This is a genomic window from Prevotella mikamonis, assembly GCF_055381405.1.
Map to the genome: position 1 here is coordinate 2,275,672 of NZ_AP035785.1, position 23,362 is coordinate 2,299,033.

At 49.9% G+C, this 23,362-nt stretch carries 15 protein-coding genes; 5 read left to right on the forward strand and 10 right to left on the reverse strand.

Features of this window, described 5'->3' with window-relative positions:
• Window positions 1-356 precede the first annotated feature (356 nt).
• Entirely contained in the window at window positions 357-2,627 is a 2,271-nt protein-coding gene (locus tag ACZ42L_RS09545; protein ID WP_464715953.1) for an anion permease, read from the forward strand.
• Between the two features lie 5 nt (window positions 2,628-2,632).
• Here the strand turns inward: ACZ42L_RS09545 and ACZ42L_RS09550 are convergent, their stop codons facing one another.
• From ACZ42L_RS09550 to ACZ42L_RS09595, 10 genes are all read right to left on the reverse strand, one after another.
• Entirely contained in the window at window positions 2,633-4,627 is a 1,995-nt protein-coding gene (locus ACZ42L_RS09550; RefSeq protein WP_464715954.1) for a ComEA family DNA-binding protein, read from the reverse strand.
• A 33-nt stretch (window positions 4,628-4,660) separates the two neighbouring features.
• Window positions 4,661-4,969 carry a helix-turn-helix domain-containing protein gene (locus ACZ42L_RS09555; protein ID WP_464698767.1) on the reverse strand — a complete coding sequence of 103 codons (309 nt, stop codon included), beginning with the start codon at window positions 4,967-4,969 and terminating at the stop codon, window positions 4,661-4,663.
• Complete coding sequence (locus ACZ42L_RS09560; protein ID WP_464698765.1) at window positions 4,932-5,276, reverse strand: type II toxin-antitoxin system RelE/ParE family toxin; 345 nt, start codon at window positions 5,274-5,276, stop codon at window positions 4,932-4,934. The genes ACZ42L_RS09555 and ACZ42L_RS09560 overlap by 38 nt, the downstream gene beginning before the upstream one ends.
• A 52-nt stretch (window positions 5,277-5,328) precedes the next feature.
• Window positions 5,329-7,524: a ribonuclease R gene (gene rnr, locus ACZ42L_RS09565; protein ID WP_464715955.1), complete on the reverse strand. Its 2,196-nt coding sequence runs from the start codon at window positions 7,522-7,524 to the stop codon at window positions 5,329-5,331.
• A gap of 299 nt (window positions 7,525-7,823) precedes the next feature.
• Entirely contained in the window at window positions 7,824-8,732 is a 909-nt protein-coding gene (locus tag ACZ42L_RS09570; protein WP_464715956.1) for a hypothetical protein, read from the reverse strand.
• A 55-nt stretch (window positions 8,733-8,787) separates the two neighbouring features.
• Window positions 8,788-9,798 carry a metallophosphoesterase family protein gene (locus ACZ42L_RS09575; RefSeq protein ID WP_464716996.1) on the reverse strand — a complete coding sequence of 337 codons (1,011 nt, stop codon included), beginning with the start codon at window positions 9,796-9,798 and terminating at the stop codon, window positions 8,788-8,790.
• Window positions 9,798-11,198, reverse strand: a complete 1,401-nt coding sequence (locus ACZ42L_RS09580; RefSeq protein WP_464715957.1) for an alpha amylase family protein — start codon at window positions 11,196-11,198, stop codon at window positions 9,798-9,800. The genes ACZ42L_RS09575 and ACZ42L_RS09580 overlap by 1 nt, the downstream gene beginning before the upstream one ends.
• A gap of 2 nt (window positions 11,199-11,200) precedes the next feature.
• Complete coding sequence (locus ACZ42L_RS09585) at window positions 11,201-12,916, reverse strand: DUF5018 domain-containing protein (protein ID WP_464715958.1); 1,716 nt, start codon at window positions 12,914-12,916, stop codon at window positions 11,201-11,203.
• An 18-nt stretch (window positions 12,917-12,934) separates the two neighbouring features.
• Window positions 12,935-14,581, reverse strand: a complete 1,647-nt coding sequence (locus ACZ42L_RS09590) for a RagB/SusD family nutrient uptake outer membrane protein (protein WP_464715959.1) — start codon at window positions 14,579-14,581, stop codon at window positions 12,935-12,937.
• Between the two features lie 12 nt (window positions 14,582-14,593).
• Complete coding sequence (locus tag ACZ42L_RS09595; protein WP_464715960.1) at window positions 14,594-17,725, reverse strand: SusC/RagA family TonB-linked outer membrane protein; 3,132 nt, start codon at window positions 17,723-17,725, stop codon at window positions 14,594-14,596.
• A 255-nt stretch (window positions 17,726-17,980) separates the two neighbouring features.
• Here ACZ42L_RS09595 and ACZ42L_RS09600 point away from each other — a divergent pair, with 255 nt between their 5' ends.
• From ACZ42L_RS09600 to ACZ42L_RS09615, 4 genes are all read left to right on the forward strand, one after another.
• The gene (locus ACZ42L_RS09600) at window positions 17,981-19,102 is read left to right on the forward strand and encodes a DUF4434 domain-containing protein (protein ID WP_464715961.1); all 1,122 of its coding nucleotides are present in this window, start codon (window positions 17,981-17,983) and stop codon (window positions 19,100-19,102) included.
• Window positions 19,099-20,490: a sugar porter family MFS transporter gene (locus tag ACZ42L_RS09605; RefSeq protein ID WP_464715962.1), complete on the forward strand. Its 1,392-nt coding sequence runs from the start codon at window positions 19,099-19,101 to the stop codon at window positions 20,488-20,490. Before ACZ42L_RS09600 ends, ACZ42L_RS09605 begins: the two co-directional genes overlap by 4 nt.
• Before the next feature lie 182 nt (window positions 20,491-20,672).
• A complete protein-coding gene (locus tag ACZ42L_RS09610) occupies window positions 20,673-21,953 on the forward strand; it encodes an alpha amylase family protein (RefSeq protein WP_464715963.1) in 1,281 nt (426 codons plus the stop codon).
• Entirely contained in the window at window positions 21,950-23,362 is a 1,413-nt protein-coding gene (locus tag ACZ42L_RS09615; RefSeq protein WP_464715964.1) for a DUF5009 domain-containing protein, read from the forward strand. The genes ACZ42L_RS09610 and ACZ42L_RS09615 overlap by 4 nt, the downstream gene beginning before the upstream one ends.

Sequence of the window (23,362 nt, forward strand, 5' to 3'; positions counted from 1 at the left end):
GCCGGGAGTGGCTTGTAGAGCCGTTCTGCACCTCCGTTCGACCAGGCTTGCCCGGCTGCCTGTTCGGCTGGCTTTTACTGCAAGGCCTTGGCAGTGTTGCTGTTCGGGCTTTGCAGCATTGCTGTTTGGTGCTTGCAGTGTTGCTGCCAAGGCTTTGCAGTATTGTGAAAGAATGGCAGACGGACAGACAGACAGGCAAACCCCCGGTTTATCTACGTTGCAAATATATTGAAAAATAATCGATTCCAGGCCCTCGATGCCCCTATTTATTGCTTGTAACAGGATTGTAATACGGTTGCAAAGGGATAGAAACAAGATGCCACTACTTTTGCATCCAGAAATTATAAAATCCGCTTATGGAATTGATTTATCTGATTATTATTGTCTTTCTGTTTTTGCTGGCCAGCTTCGATTTATGGGTGGGTGTCAGCAACGACGCAGTGAACTTCCTCAATTCGGCCGTCGGTGCACGTGTGGCCCGCTATCGTACTATCATGATAGTGGCTTCGCTGGGTGTGCTGGCCGGTGCGCTGCTGAGCAACGGCATGATGGATATTGCCCGACATGGCATTATGAATCCGTCGAACTTTACTTTCCACGAGGTTATGGTCATCCTGTTAGCCGTGATGGTGACCGACGTCGTGATTCTCGACATGTTCAACAGTTTGGGCCTGCCCACCTCTACCACGGTGTCGATGGTGTTTGAATTGCTCGGCGGTACGTTCCTGATGGCCATGCTGAAGATGGCTCATGGCAGCGAATTGCAGATATTCGACCTGATGAACACCGAGAAGGCGCTGACCGTTATCATCGCTATCTTCGTGTCGGTGGCCATCGCTTTCGTCTTCGGTTACATCGTGCAGTGGGTGTCGCGTCTGATATTCACTTTCAAATACAAAGAGAATCTGCGCTATACGGTAGCCATCTTCGGCGGTATTGCAGTGACGGCACTGTCGTACTTCGTGTTTGCGAAGGGGCTGGGTGGAGCTTGGTTCATCGACAAGAGCGTCGTGAACTTCATCGACACCCATATCCAGACACTCCTGATAGGCGTATTCGTGGGTAGCACGGTGGTGATGGAGATACTCCATCTGTGCAAGGTCAATATCTTCAGATTCATCATCCTGGCGGGTACGTTTGCGCTGGCTATGGCCTTTGCAGGCAACGACCTGGTGAACTTCATCGGTGTACCGTTGGCCGGTCTCAGCTCGTTCCAGGACTACATGGCTCATGGCGGCGGTGCTAACGACAGCTTCATGATGGAGTCGTTGCAGGGCTCGGCCAAGACGCCGATGCTCTATCTCTCGATAGCGGCGTTTATCATGATATTCTCGATGGTGACATCGAAGAAGGCACGCAACGTGATTAAGACCAGTGTAGACCTGTCGCGCCAGGACGAGGGCGATGAGATGTTCGGCACGTCGCGAGCTGCTCGCAGCATAGCCCGACTGACGCAGAACTACTCGGAGAACATGGAACGCGTAATACCGCAGCCGGTTCGCCGATGGATAGACGGCCGCTTTGACAATCAGGGCGTGACATTAGCTCCCGGAGTAGCCTTCGACGAGGTGCGTGCATCGGTGAATCTGGTGCTGGCTGCATTGCTTATCATCATCGGTACTAACCTGAAGTTACCCCTGTCTACCACCTACGTCACCTTCATGGTGGCCATGAGTTCATCTCTGGCCGACCGTGCATGGGGTCGCGAGAGTGCCGTATTCCGTATCACGGGTATGCTCTCGGTGATTGGCGGATGGTTTGTCACGGCAGGAGTTGCCTTCCTTGGCTGTATGCTCGTGACGCTCATCATGTTCTATGGCGGCATCGCTGCAATGATAGTCTTCATGGGCTTGGTGGTCTATCTGCTCATCCGCAGCAGCAAGAAGTTCAGCGATAGCGAGAAAGGAAATAAGGAAGACGAACTGTTCAAGCTGATGATGCGCAGCAAAGACCCTGAAATCGTGTGGGACTTGCTGGTAAAACACGTGAGCAGGGTGCAGTCCGATATGACCAACTTCGCCTTGGAACAGTACACACGCATCTTTGAAGGACTGTCGCAACGTAAAATCAGCGAACTGAGAGGTAGTCAGAATGCACTCCGCAAAGAGCAGGAAATGCTGAAGAAGTATCGGAAGAAGGAAATTCTCGTGATGCACCGGGCACCACAGGAACTGGCTATGGAGCGGAACACATGGTTTCATCTGGGAGCTAACAGCGCACAGCAGTACATCTATTGTCTGAAACGTATGCTCGAACCGATTAAGGAACACGTGGACAACAACTTCAATCCGCTGCCGCAGAGCTATATCGAAGAGTTCCAACCCATCCTGAACAGCATTCATCAACTGATGAAACAGTCGGCAGGGTTTATCAGTACGGGACGATATAGTGGCTATCGTGACGTGATGGCAGAGGCCGACCGATGCAAGAACGACCTCTCCATGCTACGCCGTAAGCACATAGACCGCATGCAGCAAGACCGTAACTCGAAGAATCTGCAAATCTCTATCGTCTATCTGAACTTGATTCAGGAGACGCAAGAGTTGCTGAGCGTGATGCGTCATCAGTTGAGAGCTACACGCAAGTTTATCGGTGCACCCGGCGTATCTTACAGCGAAAGCGAATAAGGGAGTTAGAATTTCCAGCGTATCTGCAAGTCTATATCGGTCTGCGAACGACCGTCTATCTGCTGCAATCCGCTGGAAATCCCGTCTCGGTCGGTATAGTGGGTGTGCCCAACCTGGGCTATCAGTCGCAAATGGGAGGTGACATCGGCCTGAGCATGGAGCATGTAGCGCATGCCATGACCATAGAACGACGGGAAGGAAAAGGTGTAGAGAAGTCCCGGTTCGTAGGCATATACGCGACTGTCGTAGCTGTCTGTATGAAACCAGGCTACTTGCATGCCGCCCTTGAACAGGCCCGATTGGTAATTAAGATATTCAGTCAGCATCCAGCCTCTGGCTGTTTGCTGACTTTTTGTATATGCCCAATCAGTCTGAACCCGATTCTGCCAATGGGCAGAAGTGTAGGTGGCCGAGAGTCGGACACGGTGTTCGGTTTGTGGAATGAGCATCGTTTTCTCTGCATTGTCATACTGCCTACGATGCAACCGATAGCGGGCATTGAGATTAAAAGCGCCGGGAATCCAGGTGGCTTGCACAAGGTGGTCCCACGCATGCGACGATTTCGACACCCGATAGCGTGCCCACGGCATAGAAGCATAGTCGCTATACCACATCAGACGAAGATTTCTGAGGGGTGTCCAAGAGGCTCCGATGTAGTATCCACTCTCGTTCTGAACATGCCCGTTCTCACTGAAACTCGTTGCAAAAAGGCCATAATAGCGATAGGAATAGAAGCGTTGCAAGGCAATGAACGTGAGATTATCGAGGGGCTGATAGCTTATGATGTTAAGGGTAGCAAGAGCGCCACAGTCGCCCGTAGCGGTCTCGCCACTTATCATCAGTCGATGATTCTGGTAGCCATAGTCCACTCCCAGATTGTAGAAACAGCTTCCGCGCGGTCGCCAGCGTCGGAAAAGTTGGAGGGTGTCGGGACGCAGTTCGTGGTTGAAGGAGGTGTAGATGCCCGATAATCCCACATGGAATCCCTTGTCACTCCAGTAGAGACGCGCTCCCAAAGCAGTCTGCATGGCATTGCGGCGACGATTCATCTCGCTCGGCGTACGATGGTATCCTGTCTCAAGAATGGTGGCGATGGTGGTGCTGTCCTTATTCATGGTGGCGTCGATGGGGCGATATGAAGCGAAGACCGTGGTGCTGATGTGCTTGGTAAGAGCCAACCTGACGGCTGCACCTTGCAGATAGTTGGCCTCGGAACGGGAGGAATGGCCACTGATGTGGTCGGTATTGCGACCTAAGACTGCCAGTGTACCCAGCTTGCCGAAGCTGTAATCATTGTTCATGACAAGCCCCATGCCGAAACGCAGACGGTATCTGCCCACGACAAGCGTATTGACCAGGCCTTTGGTCCGAACGAGTGCGTAAGCCGAATAGAAGTCGTAACCGGCTGCATTGCGCCCCTTGAAGAAAGGTTCGCCGGTATCTTTAGAGCCTATGAATCCTATTTTCAGGTACTGACCGTAGTTGAATGTGTAGCGCATCCAGTGCTTGAGTGGGTCTCCCAGATACCCGTTGACGTTGCCTTTGCGCTTGTATAGCGGAATGCGGGCATAGCCTGTCAGTTCGTGTTTACCATACTTCAGGATGTTACGGAGGGATGGGAAGGCAGTCTCTTCTACCGGTTTTACTTCAACGAAACATTGGAGCAATCGCCGGCGGGGTGCATCCAAGGACTCAATCATAGCCAGTTCGTCCACGCTCTGCAATGGTGCATAGCGGTAGATATATGCCACGATGTCCTCTATCTGCTGTGCCGAGAGAAATGGAATGCGCTCCAAATCTTGCTGTGTGGCCGTGTTGAGGTTGAGTTTGCTGCTAGCCAACTCGTTCAGCACGTCGTAGGTCTCTTCCCATGTCGCTGTCTCTACATCGTCCAAAGTGCCGATTTCATCATAGTAGGTTTTCCAGTCATCGGCCGTCTGTGCCTTTCCGACGAAGAAACAGAGCGACAGGCACACCGACAGAATGCCATGTTTCAACATAGGTATAAGAGTATTAGATAGTGGATAGAGAGGTTATAAGGGGCGTAACTCGACCGTTAAGCCCATCGCGGCCGCCAGACGATAGAGAGTAGAAACTGTTGGTACGGTGAGACCTCGTTCTAGTCTGGAGATATATCCTTTGTCTACACCAAGTCTTTGTGCAAGCTCCGATTGAGTGAGATGCGCATTTTTTCGGGCGTCCAAGAGTATTTGGGCGTTGTATTCTTCCCACGCCTTTTCCCTTTGTATTTCTCGTTCGGCACTACCTTCCTTTCCTAAAGCATCATCAAGTAGTGAACTAACATCATAGATGTCTTTCGATATTTTCTTTATTTCTTTCATACTCATTCTTTAGGTTAAGTGCTTTCTTAATTTCCCTATCGGGTGTTTTTTGTGTTTTCTTCTTAAAACAGTTAAACAACACCACGATAGTATGACCATCATATATGTAGAATATGCGATATTCGTTGTTGAGGTAGGTTACACGAAATTCATATACGCCATCCCGAATGAACTTGATATAATGACGGGGAATCCTATCTTCTGATGCTAACAAATCCAATGAGCGCAGTATTTTCATACGCTCTTGGACTGAAAGTTTCTGGAGAAAATCATTAAAATACTCTTTATAAGCAATAATCTTTCTCATGAGCAAAGATAATTAAAGTTATACTATCATACAACTTTTTGGCATATTATTTCTACTCCGCCAGCGTAAAGTCCAACTGTTTCTTCTCAATATTGGCCTTGGCAACTTGTATTTTGATGGCATCGCCAAGCTGATACTTATGGTGGCGACGCCGTCCTACGAGACAGAAGTTGCGCTCATCGAAATCGTAATAGTCGTCGCCCAAATCGCGCATGGGTACCATGCCCTCGCAGTGGTTCTCGTCTATCTCGGCATAGATACCGTAACTGGTGATTCCACTGATGTGCGCATCGTATACATTACCCAGCTTGTCGGCCATAAACTCTACCATCTTATACTTGATGGAGTCGCGCTCAGCATTCTGGGCTATCTGTTCCATGTCCGAACAGTGCTCACAGAATTCCTCATAATGTTTCTCGTTGGCGCTTCGTCCACCATCGGCATAGCGCGTCAGCAACCGATGCACCAGTGTGTCGGGATAGCGACGGATGGGCGAAGTAAAGTGCGTGTAGTAGTCGAATGCCAGACCGAAGTGGCCGATGTTGTGCACACTGTATTTCGCTTTCATCATGGCACGCAGGGCAACCGTCTGTATCAGTTTGCCTTCGGGTTTGTTTTCCACCTCGTCCATGAGCTTGTTCAGACTGCGGGCAGCAGCTCCCTTGGTGCTGCTACTCTTGAGGCGATAGCCGAATTTCACGATAAATTCGCGCAACACTTCCAGTTTCTGCGGGTCGGGATTGTCGTGAATACGATAAGGGAGCGTCTTAGCCTTAGCCCCTTTCTTCACCTTTCCGATGCTCTCGGCCACGGTCCTGTTGGCCAGCAGCATAAACTCTTCGATGAGTTTGTTGGCATCGTGCGACCGCTTGAAGTAACACTTCGTGGGCTTGCCTTTCTCGTCGATGTCGAAATGCAACTCTTCCCGGTCGAATTTCACAGCCCCGTTCCTGAACCGTGCAGCCCTCAGCTTCTTGGCCAGTCGGTCGAGCATGATCAGGCTGTCGGCATTCTCGCCCTTGTATCCACCCTTGGGAGCTTTCGGAGCCGGCTCGCCCGTGCCGTCTACCACGCCGTTGGCTTCCAGCAGTTGCTGCACTTCTTCGTAGGCATAGCGACGGTTACTGCGGATGATGGTGTGCACCACGCGATAGGCTTTCACATTGCCTTCTTCGTCCATATCGAAGATAACGCTGTAAGCCAGCTTGTCTTCGTCGGGGCGGAGCGAACAGATGAAATTGCACAACCGTTCGGGCAACATCGGTATGGTGCGGTCTACGAGATACACGGACGTTGCGCGCTTGTAGGCTTCCTTGTCGATAACAGAGCCTTCTGTCACGTAGTGAGACACGTCGGCAATGTGTACACCCACCTGCCACAGACCGCTGTCGAGTCGCTGAATACTCAGTGCGTCGTCGAAATCCTTGGCATCTTTAGGATCGATGGTACAAGTAAACACGCTGCGAAAGTCTTCGCGCTCGCGCTCGTCCTGCTCCGTTATCTCGCCACTTATCTTCTCGGCCGCCTCTTCCACGTTCTTCGGGTACTTATAAGGCAGTCCGTATTGCGACAGAATGGTATTCATTTCCGTATCGTTGTCGCCCGACTGCCCCAGCACATCTATCACTTCACCCACCAGATTCTTATGCTCTGCATCGGGCCACTGCTTGATTTTGACGATAGCCTTGTCGTTGGTCTTGCCACCCTTGAGCTTGCGCTTGGGGATGATGATGTCGCGCACGAAGAGGTTTTCCTGCGTTACGAGGAATGCCAGGTCTTTCTCTACGCGCAGCTTACCCACCACGGTATCTTTCTTCCGGCTGATGATTTCAATTACCTGCGCTTCTTTGATGTGGTTGGCACGACGCGCCATGACCGACACTTTCACGCGGTCTCCGTTGAGTGCCGACATGGAGTTGCGTTCCGAAACGAAGATAGGCAACGACCCGTCGTCGGGGATAAACGAGTTCTTACCGTTCGACTTGCGCACGAACGTACCCTCCTGAACCTGGCCTTTCAGGTTGAGCTTGTACGAGTTGTCCGACACACGCGTCAGATAATCTTCCCATGCCAAACTCTCTAGAATATCTATGGCGAGCATCTTCAGCGGATGGGTGTCCAACCGCAGGATGCGAAATATCTCTTTATAACTCAATGTCTTCTCTGGCTGAGAAGAGAACAGTCCTGTCAACTTTTCCGACAACTGATTCTTTGTCATGCGCTTACCGCCTTTTTTACCTTTTCCCATACGATGGTGAATTTAATGTTCTGATGGTAAAGTTATAAAATATTTTCGACACTATATCGCAATCCTGATGAATTAATCGTGAAAAGATGAAAAACCACCTTCGCCCCACTCCGCTCACTGCGGAGCCTGAGCAACCACACTGCAAAGCCTCAGCAGCAATACTGCAGAGCCTAGGCAGCAACATTGCCAAGGCCCTGCAGTAAAACGGGTATAGATTTCTTTGGTTTGATATGAGGCCGACCTCGATGGCAGAAGGGGCACACGGGCATGACAACCCACCCTGTCGGCGACGCCCTTCTCTATTGGTACACCCTGTCGGCAAGGTATTTGTGCAACAGCGCAATGAGCCTTTCCTCCGTCAGGTCGCTCTCCTTCACGGTCAGATAATGTCTCCATTCCAACTGCTTGAACGCATGGCCGGCAAACTCTTCGTCCGGCTTTACCGTAATGTCGATATGTCCGTTCAGGTCTATTACAGAGGTATGGAGAAACAACCATCGACAGACAGCCACGAACAACGATTTATATTTCGCCTCAATGGCTTCGGGCGTCTCCGTGGTCTTGGGGAAAACAAGATAGACATTGAGCTGCTGATTGTGCATGTTTACGCCTCCAAGCGAAGACTCTGAGGTTTCGGCTTGCTCCTCGTCGGGTATGAGCGACTTGAAATAGCGAGTCAGGGAATCTACCCGTGTCGACCGATGCCGAAGGGCAGTGGGGTTGTTCTGCTTCACAGCCTGGCAGACGCTATCCATCACTTCGGTCAGCATCGCAGTGGCGCTGTGAACTTTCGGCGTCCAGACGGTCGTTCCTTTGTCGCGCTCAAAGAAGAAGTATTGCACACCGTCTAGGCCCAGCCTGCCCGACAAGGGGAACTGGGCTGTATGCACAGCATACTCCATGAGGGCTGCCAATCGGAGATAGACCGTTGTATCGCACTGCATCTTATAGGTGCGTTCCTGACTTTTCAGTTCCAGCACATAAGATTCCCTGTCCTGCCTCGGGTAACGGAAATACAAGGCATAAGGCGGAGTAAACGACGGCTCTGCAATGTACTGATACCAAGCTCCTTCGTTGTAATACCGGTCGAATACCTGTTGCCAAATCCTGTAATGCCCCCTGTCACACGGCTGCAACCGGTTCTGGGCAGCCGTGGGCAGGCAGGCTAATATCAGTAAGACGATGATTGCCAGCTGTTGTTTCTTCATTCCAAAATCATTAAAGCATAACCTGTCAACTCGTTTTCTTGTCTACGGGTCAACCTTACTCTTCTACCGGGCGCTTCCGCCAATCGTCCTTGACATAGCTGCCGGGATAAGTAGTGCGGTCAATAACATCGCCTTTGCGCAGTCGGATGTAGGTATTGAAACTGCGCTCGCCCTCTTTGAGCACGATGATGCGTGCACCGTTGCTCAGGTGGTTGTACTCCGTGTTGCCACCCGTGAACCGCCCGTAGGCCAGCAGTATGTTCTTATACATCACGGAATAATCGTTGTCGTGGTCGTGTCCGCAGAAGATACCCATCACATCGCCACCCAGCCTCATGGCCGAGAACATGCCCGTATTGATGTCGGCAGGGCAGGCAGGCTCCATACGCGTGCCGTGGAGAGCCGCTTTTTCGAGCGTAGAGGCCATCGTAAATTCGGGCAAAGGAATGTGGAAGAATGCCAGCGCAGGCAATGGTTTCCCTCCGTTGAGAGCTGTGAATTGGGCATTCTGCCCGCGATACCAGTCTATCTGGTCGTGTGTGAACCACGCATATCCGCCCACCGAGGGGTCTTGCGCCATGCTGTGAGAGTCCATGCAATAGAGTACTGCCGCATCCCGATTGCCCTGATGCGACTTGATGCGCAGCGTGTAGTCGGGCGATGCGCCCCCCTTGCGGTCGGGCATGATGTTGTTTTTCACTCCCCGCGCCACGTCGTACAGCGCTTCATTGGTCATGCCGAATTCCCTGTCGTGATTGCCAAAGAGATAGACAAACGGGATATTGTACGCCGAGACCCTGTGCAGCACCTCCAGCAACGTCTTGTCGGCCGGCGACGAATACACCACGTCGCCAGTCAGGACAATCAGGTCGGGACGCTCTTTGGTGAGCACCTCGTCGATACATTTCAGCGCTGCGACCGAGTTCGGATTGTTGATTTTGTAGTGTACGTCGGTAAACTGCACGATTTTAAACTCACCATTGCCATTGAATTTCAAGGTCTGGGCAAAAGCTCCGACGCTGAAACCCAACAACAATACGAGCAAGAAAGACCACTTTCTGTTCATCATTTCTGTTTTAAGGAATTAAGATATTTGTCGATTCCGGCTTTCAGAGAAGCCCAATAGTTGTATTGACGGATATGAACCATGTCGAAAACAAAGTAACCATCGCCCTCGTTGATGCAGGCATCCACAGACTGCTCAACTGCCTTGCTGGCTTTACCATCGGCAAATCCGGTAGGATTACCGACATCAGGACCTCCGGCAAACTTTACTTTATTGCCCAGCAGCAGACGGGCTTGCCGGCAAAATCCTTGCATCGTCCACTCGCCCTGACCATATACCTGGTCGGCAGGAGCATACGCCCCTATCAGCATAAAGTCGAGCATATCAGCATAGCCATACTTCTGATAATTCTCATCGGCCCAGTCCGGATATTTATTGGCAACCGGATAGGTGTTGCTGGCCCAGTTTACGCCCATCTCATAATACGTGGAATACCAGCCACCGACATATACGCCGACTTTCAATGCAGGCTTGAGTCCATGAGCCAGACTGACTACTCGCTGCACGAAGTCGTGGATAGTCTTGGCACGGAACGATAGCCATGCCTTGAAATATTTAGGCTGTGCAGTGGGTAATGACGTTGTACCGGGGGGCATGATATCATCAGGGAAATTCATACTGCTGATACCAGCGTACTGCATAAACTTCTCTTTTGAGACCTCGGAGAAATCAGATGCTAGATTATCGTAGCGGCAGCGGTCAAGAAACAACCCGTCAATATCGTACTTACACAGGTCGGTAATCAGATTCAGAATGAATTGCTGAACATCGTCGTTACATGGATTCAGGAATTTCGTTCCGCAATATTGTGGGTCGGCGGGGTCGGTAGATGTCAGGTCCATTTCGTTGGTCAGCCCCTCTTTCAGGTTCAGCGTTGTGACCCACGACTTCTTCTCGGCATCGCGGAATACGATGCCCTGTTCGCCAAGACCATAGGCATACAAGCATCCACCGGCAAAGGTATTGAAGCCGGCATTCACTTTCAAACCCAGCTTATGGCCGGCATCAATGAAAGCCTGAAGGTAATCCCACGTAGCAGTGCGCTCATAAAACTTGTATTGGTCACCCTCCCAATAATCCAGCTTAGTGATTTGGCTGGTATAAGAAGTGTTATAGAGTACATCGCCCATGCTGGGACGCACATCGACCACAATATCGGTGATACCGGCATCTTTGGCTTTTTGAAGGTCGGTAGCTATATTCTCCTTGCTATTGGCATATCGGGAGAAGTTGGCAGCCGCATCAATCCAAAGATAACGCGGCTTCGCACCTATGACCGAATCTTCTTTCTCAAACGGCCACTTGTCTATCACATTCTCATGGCTGTCGCCACCGCAGGAGCTAAAAAGAAATCCTACAATGGCAACAGTTATCAAGTAAAAGAATCTAAGTTTCTTCATCGTTATTTTTTATCAATACAATCTATTTGTATACAGCCAAAAGACAGGTGTGTGTTAGAAGCATAGAATATGTGCATGAAGAAACCGTCTTCAGACGGAACCATCAATACATCGCCAAAACGGCCACCAGCCGCAGGGCCTACATCGCCATACTCATCGCCGACCTCGTGCACATATTTCAAGGCACTGCTGCCCCTCAATTCACCTGTAATAGACGAAGGAGAGTCGGCATCGTACAGGAATACGTTTCCGGCCAAGCCCCAATTAGGCCAGTAGCCAATCTCGAAAATAGTCAGGAACTTGCTGTTATTGAACGTACGTGTATCAATAGCGCCGGTATTATAGCCCCACGCACTGCTAGTACCATCGGCAACAAGCGCCTTGGAAGTCTTCCAGTCGGACGCATGATACAAGGTGCATGCACCGCCTTGATAATAGTTGAAGAAACAACCGGAGGCAACATCGGTGCCACAGGCTACAACTTTGGCATTGCCATCCTGACCACCCCATTCGTTCCCGACATCGAAGAGCATATTCTCAGGAGTACCGAGAACGCCACCCTTTACAATCCAACGAATAGCATTCTTGGAGTTATCGACCGTAGCAGTGATGATGGCATCTTTGTTCAAATCGCCCTGGACATGCAGACGTGAACCCAAACCTACACCCAGCTGGTTCGGATAAGAGATAAACAACTCTGGAGCTTTGGTTACAGAATTGGTTTTGAATATCTTGAGTGTTTGTCCACTCTCAGCATAGTTTGAAATCAGCATATTGCCGGCAACGTCGCTGGTAATGGCACCATCGGCCTTTGCTGCACCGAGATTGACAGTACCTAGCTTATTACCCGTAGCCTTCTGGAAATACTGGGGAGCCGACCCGTCGCCCAGATTCAATATTACATAATTGCCCATACCGGCAAGCGTGGGATGGATATTGTCGGGCTTTGTAACACCAAGAGACAACATGCTCTTCTCGAAAACCAGCTTCTCGCTACCCTTGCGATAACCATTAGGTAGCTTCTTTGGGATTTCTTTTACGAGTTTATACACAGCCTTGTCGACGCCATTATCGGCTGTAACAGTAAATGTAAAGTCGTTGTTGTCAAGATTGTGAGCCACAGCCGGGTCGGGAGAAATCCTGGCATGGGGCGACAAAGTGACCTCGGCTGTAGCAGCCGATAGCTCGTCCAAGGTAACCAGTGAGACGGTCTTCTTCTCTTCATCAATGATACCCGACAACTCGTATGGATGAATCGTGATGGCCTTGATGGCACACTTGTTGGAGCGAGTTACCTGGCCTGATATCGTAATCGGGGTCTGTTTGCCATACGGATCGGTATAAGTAAAGGTATTCTTTTTATTCAGATTCAGCACAGAGATTGATGGATTGATTGTGCAATTATTCTCCAACGTAGCCACAACCTTCATTGAATCCAGATACTTCTCCGTGGTATTATCGCTCTCATCCGGATAGTAATAAGGAATGGGAATGACGTAATCTGTCATCTCTGAATTGGCAATAGACCAGTCAACAGCCAACTTATCCTTGTTCTCACCATCTGCAAAATAAGCCTTCAAGCTCGTAATACCAGAACGATTTGCTGTAGGAGCAACATACTCCTCCTCAGCACAACTATTCAAAAGAAACATACCTACCAAAATAAAGAATGAATCTTTTAAGATTGCAGTGCACTTATATTTAAATTGTTGTTTCATAATTTTCTAGTCTTTAGTTTATTTCCATTCAGGGAATTGCTCTACCGCGCTATTGTTCTGTATCTCGCTCTGTGGGAGAGGGAAACGGTCCATCTTGGCAGGGTAATTCAAATCCTGATTATCAACATCTACGTAAGAGTATTCAAAGTCGCCATTGGCTTTCTTTACAATCTTCAAACCGTGGCGGCGAATGCCTGTAAGTTCTTTGCTAGCCAGTCCCCAACGGCGCAAATCCCAATAATAGAAACCCTCGTAGGCCAACTCTACCTTGCGTTCATGCCGCAACGTTTGGAAAAGTTCATCGCCACTCAACCCCTTGATACCAGGCAGACCAGCTCTCTCACGCACCTTATTAATATACGCCATAGCATTACTGTTATTGTTCAGACGATAACAAGCCTCAGCATAGTTCAGATAGACTTCGGCCAGACGGAAAGCAATCCAAGGTTGCTCACTCTCCTGATATGCCTTGAAATCGTGGTTCTCATTGACGAGCTTACGCAGATAATAGCCTGTTGTAGTACGCCCCTCGGTGGTGGGATCTACCTGCCATGTGCACCAGCCATCAGTACCGCCGACATAAGGTTCGATGGTGCGACCTTTCCAAGTAGCACCATTATAGAGAATCGTAGCTTTGAAACGCGGCTCAAGTTTGTCATAAGGTGGAACTTCGGTTGTTCCTGCTTTAGTATGCCATGCACTCCAGTCAGCCTTGCCACCCGAAGCTAATTCATATTCTTCGACCATATCTTGAGTAGGCGTAGCAAACGCTCCATACATCGTATTGCCACCTACCTTGTGGTCTCCACCAGGTGCATAGTATCCGTCAAACGTATGGGAAACACTATTCTTGGCATCATACGTGTACTGGAAGATGGCTTCACTATTATCAGATTTAAACGCATCAGCATAATCAGGAGTCAACTCATAGCCCATCTTGAAAATCTTTTCGCAGGCTCCCTGAACTTCAGTCCACTGCTTACAATAAAGCATGGCACGCGCAAGCAACGCATAAGCGGCCCCACTCGTAAGCCTACCGGTAGCACTTGTATTAACAGGCAGATGCTCACCGGCAAACTTCAAATCTTCAGAAATAAACCTCCAGCCATCTGTTTCTGACGACAATGCTTTGTCAGTAGTGATTTGGCTCATATCATCTGTATAGATGATGGCCTGATGATAACGCTTCAACAATTCGAAGTAATACATTGCTCTGAAGAAGCGAAGCTCTCCCTCAAGACGATTCTTTATATCCTCGGCAAAGCCAGAAGCTTTTAATTTACTCAGGCTTTCATTGACCCTTCGGATGTCATTATAGGTAGTTCCCCACACACCCATATAGACATCTACATAACCGGGAGTTATGACGATACCACCATAAGAGATTTCATTGGGAATGAAATTTTCGGCATTGTAGTTCATGTTTCCATACTTGAACTCATCGGTAAGTCCCTCCGTCATACCAGCCGCACATTGATAATCATTAAAACTACCCAGTCTGGCCAGGTCGGCATAGAAATAATTCACAGCCATTTCGGCATAAGTAGGGCTACCCCACACAACTTTTTCTGTAGCCTTGTTTGTTGGATTAATATCCAGAAACTCATTACAAGACGAGACTCCCATGAGAACCAACAGGCTTAGACCTAAATATTTTGCTTTCATATCTTCCTTCAATTAAAATGTTATATTTACACCACCCATAAATGTCCGTTGCTGTGGATAGTATCCATTGTTCACACGAGGAGACTCCGGGTCGATGCCTGTAGGCAAACTGTCAATGGTAAAGAGATTAGAACCTTCGATGAAGACACGTACTCTCTGGAACCGAATAGCCTGAGTCCACTTCTGTGGTAGGGTATAACCGAGCTGAGCCATCTTCAACCGAACGTAGTCGCCCTTACGCATCCAGAATGTAGAAGCCAGACCATTATTCCCACCATGCGTTGTTTGAGAGAGGGTAATGCGAGGATATTCGCCATTTGGATTGTCTATACTATACGAACCCTGCACCAGCCACAATGGGGAGTTAGCCCCTTCCTTGAAAGTCTGAGACCATACAGTGTTGTCATCGTAACCATTATAATAAGTACCTAATAAGGAGACATCAAATTTGAAACCGCCGGTAAACTGCAAATTCAAGTCAAAACCATTCCATGTAGCTCCGACATTGAGACCCATCATGATTTGCGGACGGTTGCTACGAGCTGTATAAGCGCGGTCTTGCCAATCAATGACACCATCACCATTGAGGTCTTTGTATTTGATATCACCCAGGTTAGGACGACTGCCATACCAAGCGGAATTGTCTATTTCCTCATTCGACCGGTAGATACCATCAGCTACCCACGCACTGTAAGCATCAACATTCGTACCTACAACCTTCAACCATTCCTGCGTATTCGGGCTATCCGGATAGCGCAACCATTTACTATTGGCGTAAGTCATGTTCAGGCTAGTATGATAATTGAAAGGTTTACCAGCCAATACAAAGCGATTGCGGTGTGTAATTTCCCACTCAAAACCATAGTTGCTATAACGGTTGTTATTCTTCCATGTGGCATAATAACCACCCATAGAGGGCGATTTGTCACCACCCATTTCTGCCAATAGGTCGTAGTTCAAGTTATAGAACAGGTCGAAACTCACACCCAGGAGTCCACCCCACAGGGTAGCATCGAAGCCTATGTTTTGCGAACGAGTCTTCGACCAAGTCAGTTCTGGATTGGGAATAGCCGTCGTATACAGTGAAGAGACCGCCATACCACCAATGATGCGATTCGAACCGATACCATAAGTACTCAGAAATGAGAATGCCGGAACACCGTCATTACCAAGAATACCGACAGAACCACGAACTTTCAAGTCGTCTAACCAAGACTTTGCAGCCTGCATGAATTTCTCATTCGTGATGCGCCAGCCCAAAGAAAGAGATGGGAAAAAGCCCCAGCGCTTGTCGCCGACATTGCCACTGAAGTTGTACGAACCGTCATATCGGCCACTGAATTCAGCCAGATAAGTATTGGCATAATCGTATTTTGCACGGAACACATAACCCGCTGTGCGAGTGTGACTACTATAACCGGAAATAGGGTTCTTCACGATAGGATTACCTAACGATAATTCCGGCAATTCTGCGAAAGGCACCTGGTAAGCATAAGCCGAGAAACCACTGGACTTATAGTCACGCCCTTCTACAAGAGCCATTGCCTCAACATTGTGGTCGCCAAACTTATTGGCATACTGAACAGAGAACTGTCCTACCAGCTGTTCGGCTGTATATTGCCCATCAGCAACATAGTTGGAAGTATAACCACGTGGATCGGCATTCATAACATAGCTGCCTGCGTTATTAGAAGCCAGCGACATCGTGTAAGTCTGATAGGGAGTATCCAGATTCTTATTCTTAGAAGAGGTGTAATCGTAAGACCCTGTAGCCTTGAAAGTAAGGCCTTGCAACCACGGAGCAGCATATTCTACTGAGAGATTTGAGTTCAAATCAAAACTATTGGTCTTCTTATATCCCGATTCGTTAATAGCTGCCAATGGACTGTAAACCACTGAAGCATTGTTGGGGACAGTACCGGTATACACTCCCTCGTGCCGAATAGGAAGGTATGGACGCATCATGATAGCTTGGTGACCTATAGACAACCAACCTACTTCGCCAGAACCTTCCGACCCGTCATCTGCACCACCGGCCGCGTAGCCGGGAGTTCTCTTACGGCCTACAGTCCCCACTGCACCAAAGGAAATCTTTATGTGTTTACCCACCTTTGAGTCCAGATTGGCACGCATATTATATCGCCGATAATTGAAATTATCAATATTTCCCTTCTGATTCATGAAACCACCTGACAGATAGTAATGCGTATCTGGTGTACCACCGCTCAGCGTTACGTTGTGTTTGATGTTCGTTCCAGTACCAAACACTTTGTCTATATAGTCTACGTTGTCCCACCCGTCTGTAGGATCGCCATTGGTCATTGCCTCTATATTCTTCTTGGTAAAGATAGGTTTGTAGTCATCGCGCGAAGCTATCGTACCATTGGCCAGCTGATCCATCATATCGGCCATATTATAATAGTATGCAAATTCCGGACCATTCATGAATTTCGGGAAGTTGGCATTGACCGATGCACCAAACTGCCCATCGTAACTTACCTGAGTCTTTCCTTCGTGCCCTTTCTTGGTTGTGACAATAACCACACCGCCGGCAGCATTCAGTCCATACACGGCGGCCGCTGCACCATCTTTCAATACAGAGACACTCTCGATGTCGTTAGGGTCAATATCATTAATAGAACGTGGCATACCATCTACGATATACAGAGCGCCATACTCCGAACCACGAATACGAAGCGATGCCTGGTCATTGCCTGGTTCTCCAGAGGTTTGTATAGAAGACAGGCCGGGAAGCTTACCTCCCAGCAAACTCGATACGTTCGTAGACGGTCCTTTCAGCAGTTCGTCACCCTTGATAGCCGCTACTGCACCCGTCAGAGACTGCTTTTTCGCCGTTCCGTATCCTACGACTACGACATCATTCAGCAGTGTCTCGTCGCCTTCCAATACCACATTAATCACTCGTTTTCCACCAACCGGAACTTCTTTTGTTTTCAGTCCTACATACGAGAAAACCAGTACATCTTGTTTTTGCGCCTTGAGAGAATAGCGTCCATCAATATCTGTCACAGTACCATTGGCACTTGAGCCTTTAACCAAAACCGTTACACCGGTCAAAGGCTCGCCCATTCCATCCTTAACACTTCCACTGATGACGCTTTGAGCATGAGCAGAAATCGACATAAAAGATAACAAAAAGAAGGCAAGCAACAACGTCTTACCCCTGTCGAAAAAACTTTTAAATATCAAATCATTCATAGGCACGATTATTATGTAAAACTTCAAATTCCACAATAGTTTTGTAGTATTTCTCGCAAATATATATTAAATATTAATAATATACAACTAGAAATCCAAAAATATTTATTTAATAATAACTTTTTTTCGTATCTTGCGCTCAATTAATAACACAAACTATTATACACCATATTATATATCATGACTAACAGAAGAGATTTTTTAAAGAAGTCAATTTTGGCAAGTGCGTCTGCCATAGTTGCACCGCAGCTTCTGAAGGCTGAGAATCCTGTCAACTCGACACCGGTCAAGAAGCGTACCATGCCGAAGGTCTTGAACACCAATGCTGCACCGGCTTCGCGTCTCATCGTGCCGAAAAAGAACGCATTACAGATTACAGGAACATTCCTCGACGAGATTTCACACGACATACCGCACCAGAATTGGGGCGAAAAGGAGTGGGAGCAGGATTTCAGACACATGAAATCCATCGGTATTGATACCGTCATCGTCATCCGTTCGGGCTACAGGAAGTTCATCACCTATCCCTCGGCCTACCTGTTGAAGAAGGGTTGCTACATGCCTTCGGTCGACCTCATCGACATGTATCTGCGCCTGGCCGACAAGTACGGCATGAAATTCTACTTCGGACTCTACGATTCCGGCCACTATTGGGACACGGGAGACATGTCGCGGGAGTTGGAAGACAACAAATATGTCATCGATGAGGTGTGGCAGAAGTATGGGCATCATAAGAGTTTCAAGGGCTGGTACATCAGTACTGAAATTAGCCGGCAGACCAAGGGAGCTATTGAGACCTTCCACACTATGGGCAAGCAGTGCAAGGATGTGTCGGGCGGACTGCCCGTCTTCATCTCTCCGTGGATTGACGGAAAGAAGGCTGTGATGGGAACGACGAAACTGACGAATGACCAAGCGGTATCAGTACAGGAGCATGAACGCGAATGGAACGAGATATTCGACGGCATACACGACGTCGTCGACGCCTGTGCTTTCCAAGACGGACACATTGATTACGACGAGCTGGACGCCTTCTTCTCCGTCAACAAGAAGCTGGCCGACCGCTACGGCATGCAGTGCTGGACCAATGCCGAGACCTTCGACCGCGACATGCCCATCCATTTCCTGCCCATCAAGTTTGACAAACTGCGTCTGAAACTGGAAGCAGCCAAACGCCAGCACTACGACAAGGCCATTACCTTCGAGTTCTCTCACTTCATGAGTCCGCAGTCGGCCTACATCCAGGCCCATCATCTTTTCGACCGATACGCAGAATATTTCGAAATTAAACCTTCACTATGAATTCAGCCATCAAAATGGGATACGTCATATTCCTATCCCTTGTAGCAGCCACCGGAGGTCTACTGTTCGGATACGACACCGCCGTCATCTCCGGCACCACCGACCAAGTAGCCGCCCAGTTCAGTCTCGACGAGTTGCAGCTGGGCTGGTTTGTGGGTTGCGCCCTGATAGGTTCTATCATCGGAGTAGCCTTTGCCGGCATCCTAAGCGACCGCCTCGGCCGTCGTCCCACCATGTTCATCTCGGCCATCCTGTTCTTCATTTCGGCCGTGGGATGTGCCATTGCGCCCGATTTCAACTGGCTTGTCGTCTACAGATTCATCGGCGGTGTGGGCATCGGCGTGGTCTCCATCGTCGCCCCCATGTATATATCAGAGATTTCGATTCCCGAATACCGTGGCCGTCTGGTATCATGCTACCAGTTGGCCGTGACCATCGGATTCCTCGCAGCATACCTTGTGAACTATTTTCTGGAACAGATTTCCCACACAGTCGCGTTCGGCAACGGGTGGATGCAGCTCGTCTTCGTCTCGGAGGTGTGGCGTGGCATGCTCGGTATGGAGTCTTTGCCGGCTGCCATATTCATCGCCATACTCTTCTTTATCCCCGAAAGTCCGCGATGGTATATCACACGTGGTCGCGATGCCAACGCCCGCAACGTCTTCTCGCACATCTATACCCATACGGCAGATGTGGATAAACAGATACAGGATACCAAGTCCACGCTCTCGTCGGTGGTCAAGGTGGCATGGGCCGAGCTGCTCGAACCCTCCATTCTGAAGGCTGTCATCTTCGGCGTCTGCATAGCCATTCTGGGACAGTTCATGGGAGTCAATGCCGTGCTATACTACGGCCCGTCCATCTTCAAGGAAGCCGGCATAGGCAATCCGCTGTTCTGTCAGGTACTGGTAGGACTGGTCAACATGGGTACGACCGTCATTGCCATGCTTATCATAGACAGGGTGGGCCGTCACAAGCTGATTTACTACGGTGTCAGCGGCATGATACTCTCGTTGCTGCTCATAGCCGTCTACTTCATGTCGCCGCAGTCATTCTCAGTCTATTTCATGCTCTCGTTCTTCCTGTTCTACGTGTTCTGCTGCGCCATCTCCATCAGCGCCGTCGTCTGGGTACTGCTGTCCGAGATGTATCCCAACCGCGTCAGGGGGCTGGCCATGTCTATTGCCGGCTTCGCACTGTGGATAGGAACTTATCTCATTGGCCAGCTCACACCCTGGATGCTGGCCCATCTCACGCCCACCGGCACGTTCCTGCTCTTCGCGGTATGCTGTCTTCCCTATCTGTATATCATGTGGAAATACATCCCCGAAACTGCCGGCATGTCGCTCGAAGATATAGAACGCTACTGGAAGAAGAACAAGGAGTAGCGAAGACTGAAAATATTCAGATTAGTGCAGAGGCTTCGCAGTGTCGCTGCAAAGGCCAGACAGCATGACTGCCGAGGCTCTGCAGCAATGCTGCAAAGCCTTTGCAGTATTTCGAGGACAAAAGGCTTCGGCAGCCACCAGCTACAGACCTGAACCCCAAACACCCCATAACAACCCAACAGATGAAACGACTTACAATGCTCTTGATGCTTTGCCTGTGCCTGTCGGCAGCCCAGGCAGGGAAGCGAGCCTTTATGTGGATAGACGGAGAAGCCAACTTCAAGCGCTTCAGCTATACCGACAGCATACGCTACTATGTGCAGAAAGTACACGACCTCGGTTTCACCGACCTCGTGGTAGACGTGCGCCCCATCACAGGCGAGGTGCTTTTCGACTCCAAGACTGCTCCCCGTATGCGCGACTGGCAGGGATTCCAACGTCCCGACTTCGATTATCTAGGCACGTTCATACAGGCCGCCCATGCCCTTGGCATGAGGGTAGAGGCATCGCTCAACGTGTTTTGTGCCGGGCATAATTATTTCGACCGCGGACAAATCTACTCCGGACATCCCGAATGGGCATCTGTCGTCTACACCCCCAAAGGGCTGAAACCCATCACCGAGCAGAAACAGAAGTACGGCGCAATGGTCAATCCGCTCAACCAGGAATACCGCGAGCACATCATCGAGGTGTTGCGCGAACTTACGGGGAAGTACCCTTCGCTCGACGGACTCGTACTCGACCGCGTGCGCTACGACGGTATAGAGGCCGATTTCTCCCGGCTTTCGCGAGAGACTTTCCAACGGTTTCTCCATCAGGAGGTGCAGTCTTGGCCTCAAGACATCTTCACTTGGCAGCAAGGCAAGGTGGTGCGGGGCAAGTATTTCAAGCAGTGGGTACGGTGGCGCTCACAAGTTATCCGAGATTTCATGGCCGAGATGCGACGCGCCGTAAAAGATGTAAACCCACATATAGAATTCGGCACGTACACAGGAGCATGGTATCCGTCGTACTACGAAGTGGGCGTCAATTTTGCCAGCAACAGGTATAATCCCTATCCTGCATACGATTGGGCCACCGCAGACTATCATACGACCGGCTACATGGAGCTGCTCGACCTGTACATCACGGGTAACTACTACACCGACATCACCGTGGCCGATGCACAGAAGAATACCCAGGGTGTCAGAAACGAGACCGACTCGCAGCTGCAAACCGGCACATGGTACAGCGTGGAGGGAGCGTGCAAACACTTGCAGGGCATTCTGAACAGCCATCCGTTCTATGGCGGTATGCTCGTCGACCAACTGTATGGGCAGCCCGAACGTATCAGCGAGGCTGTGGAGATGAATCTCCGCCATTCCGACGGATTGATGGTTTTCGACATCTGTCATTTGATAGCTCGGCCGCAACTGTGGGGCGAAATCGAAGAAGGAATGCGAAAAGGAGGGATGATACCATGACTGCCCAACGTGTACACTCGCTCGATGTATTGCGCGGCTACGCCATCATGACGATGATTCTGTCGGCCACCGAAGCCTTCCGGGTGCTGCCGGCATGGATGTACCATGCCCAGGTGCCACCACCCAACCATGTGTTCACCCCCAGTATCTACGGCATCACGTGGGTAGACCTCATCTTCCCCTTCTTCTTATTCTCTATGGGAGCAGCCATCCCCTTGTCTGTCCGCAGGCAGCGCGAACGCGGAGCGAGCATGTGGAAGCTATGCCGTAAGAGCTTGCTGCGATGGCTGAAGCTGGCTTTCTTCGCCATCTTCATCTACCATATGTTCCCCTTCATGATGGGCTACCAGTCCGACTGGCTGCACTATGCCGTACCTATGGCCGCCTTCGCATGGATGTTCCTGCTCTTCATGCCCAATCCGTTCGGACTGAACGACCTCGGCCGACGCCTGGTCAACGGCATAGCCTACGCCGTGGCCATTACCGGGCTTATCGTGCAACCTTACTCCGACGGCAAGCCGTTCTCGCCCAACGATGCCGACATCATCATCCTGATATTGGCCAATGTAGCTGTTACGGGTACGCTTATCTATCTTTGTACCATGAATCGGACGTCCAGCCGATGGGTGGTCATGGCCTTTGTCTGTGGCCTGTTCCTCTCTGCCGACATGCCCGGTTCGTGGCAGAAAGCCCTGCAAGACTTCTCGCCTGCACCCTGGCTTTATCAATTCAGATTCCTGCGATATCTGCTTATCATCATCCCCGGAACTGTGGCGGGCGACCTATTGGCCCGACATCTGGCCGAGAGCAAAGTGTTGCTACCGACAGACAACGCCGAACCAAGGGGCAAACTGCCGGCATTGCTGGCCGCCATCTCGCTCCTAATGATTGTAGAAAACTTAGTGGGATTGTATAATCGTTGGCTCTTGGCCAACTTCGTGGTAACGGTTGTCTTACTTGGTATAGGTTATTACTTGACACGCAAGAACCTCTTTGAAATGAAACTGTGGCGCGAACTCTATCGCTACGGCGGTCTGTTGCTGGCATTGGGACTGTGCATGGAGGCTTTTCAAGGTGGTATTCGCAAGGACGATGTCACCTTCAGCTATCTGTTTGCAACGTCCGGATTGGCTTTCCTGGCCCTGCTTTTCTTCTCCATCCTCTGCGATTATTACCATTGCCACCGCCTTACGTCGGCCCTGGAACTCACTGGGAAAAATCCGATGATAGCCTATGTAGCCACGTCGATGGTCGTCATTCCCATCCTCTCACTGACAGGCGTGTATCGCTACATCGACATGATGTCGGCATCGCCGTGGCCGGGATTTCTCAAAGGGGTGTTGCTCACGGCCCTGAGCATGGGCGTGGCTGTGGTATGTACCAAGCGCGGATGGTATTGGAAAACCTGA

Coding starts and splice junctions, on each gene's coding strand:
- ACZ42L_RS09575 (WP_464716996.1), bottom strand. CDS start 9,798: ATGAACAGAAAGTGGTCTTTCTTGCTCGTATTGTTGTTGGGTTTCAGC.
- ACZ42L_RS09600 (WP_464715961.1), top strand. CDS start 17,981: ATGACTAACAGAAGAGATTTTTTAAAGAAGTCAATTTTGGCAAGTGCG.
- ACZ42L_RS09610 (WP_464715963.1), top strand. CDS start 20,673: ATGAAACGACTTACAATGCTCTTGATGCTTTGCCTGTGCCTGTCGGCA.
- ACZ42L_RS09590 (WP_464715959.1), bottom strand. CDS start 14,581: ATGAAAGCAAAATATTTAGGTCTAAGCCTGTTGGTTCTCATGGGAGTC.
- rnr (WP_464715955.1), bottom strand. CDS start 7,524: ATGGGAAAAGGTAAAAAAGGCGGTAAGCGCATGACAAAGAATCAGTTG.
- ACZ42L_RS09595 (WP_464715960.1), bottom strand. CDS start 17,725: ATGTCGATTTCTGCTCATGCTCAAAGCGTCATCAGTGGAAGTGTTAAG.
- ACZ42L_RS09555 (WP_464698767.1), bottom strand. CDS start 4,969: ATGAAAGAAATAAAGAAAATATCGAAAGACATCTATGATGTTAGTTCA.
- ACZ42L_RS09580 (WP_464715957.1), bottom strand. CDS start 11,198: ATGAAGAAACTTAGATTCTTTTACTTGATAACTGTTGCCATTGTAGGA.
- ACZ42L_RS09585 (WP_464715958.1), bottom strand. CDS start 12,916: ATGAAACAACAATTTAAATATAAGTGCACTGCAATCTTAAAAGATTCA.
- ACZ42L_RS09605 (WP_464715962.1), top strand. CDS start 19,099: ATGAATTCAGCCATCAAAATGGGATACGTCATATTCCTATCCCTTGTA.
- ACZ42L_RS09615 (WP_464715964.1), top strand. CDS start 21,950: ATGACTGCCCAACGTGTACACTCGCTCGATGTATTGCGCGGCTACGCC.
- ACZ42L_RS09560 (WP_464698765.1), bottom strand. CDS start 5,276: ATGAGAAAGATTATTGCTTATAAAGAGTATTTTAATGATTTTCTCCAG.
- ACZ42L_RS09545 (WP_464715953.1), top strand. CDS start 357: ATGGAATTGATTTATCTGATTATTATTGTCTTTCTGTTTTTGCTGGCC.
- ACZ42L_RS09550 (WP_464715954.1), bottom strand. CDS start 4,627: ATGTTGAAACATGGCATTCTGTCGGTGTGCCTGTCGCTCTGTTTCTTC.
- ACZ42L_RS09570 (WP_464715956.1), bottom strand. CDS start 8,732: ATGAAGAAACAACAGCTGGCAATCATCGTCTTACTGATATTAGCCTGC.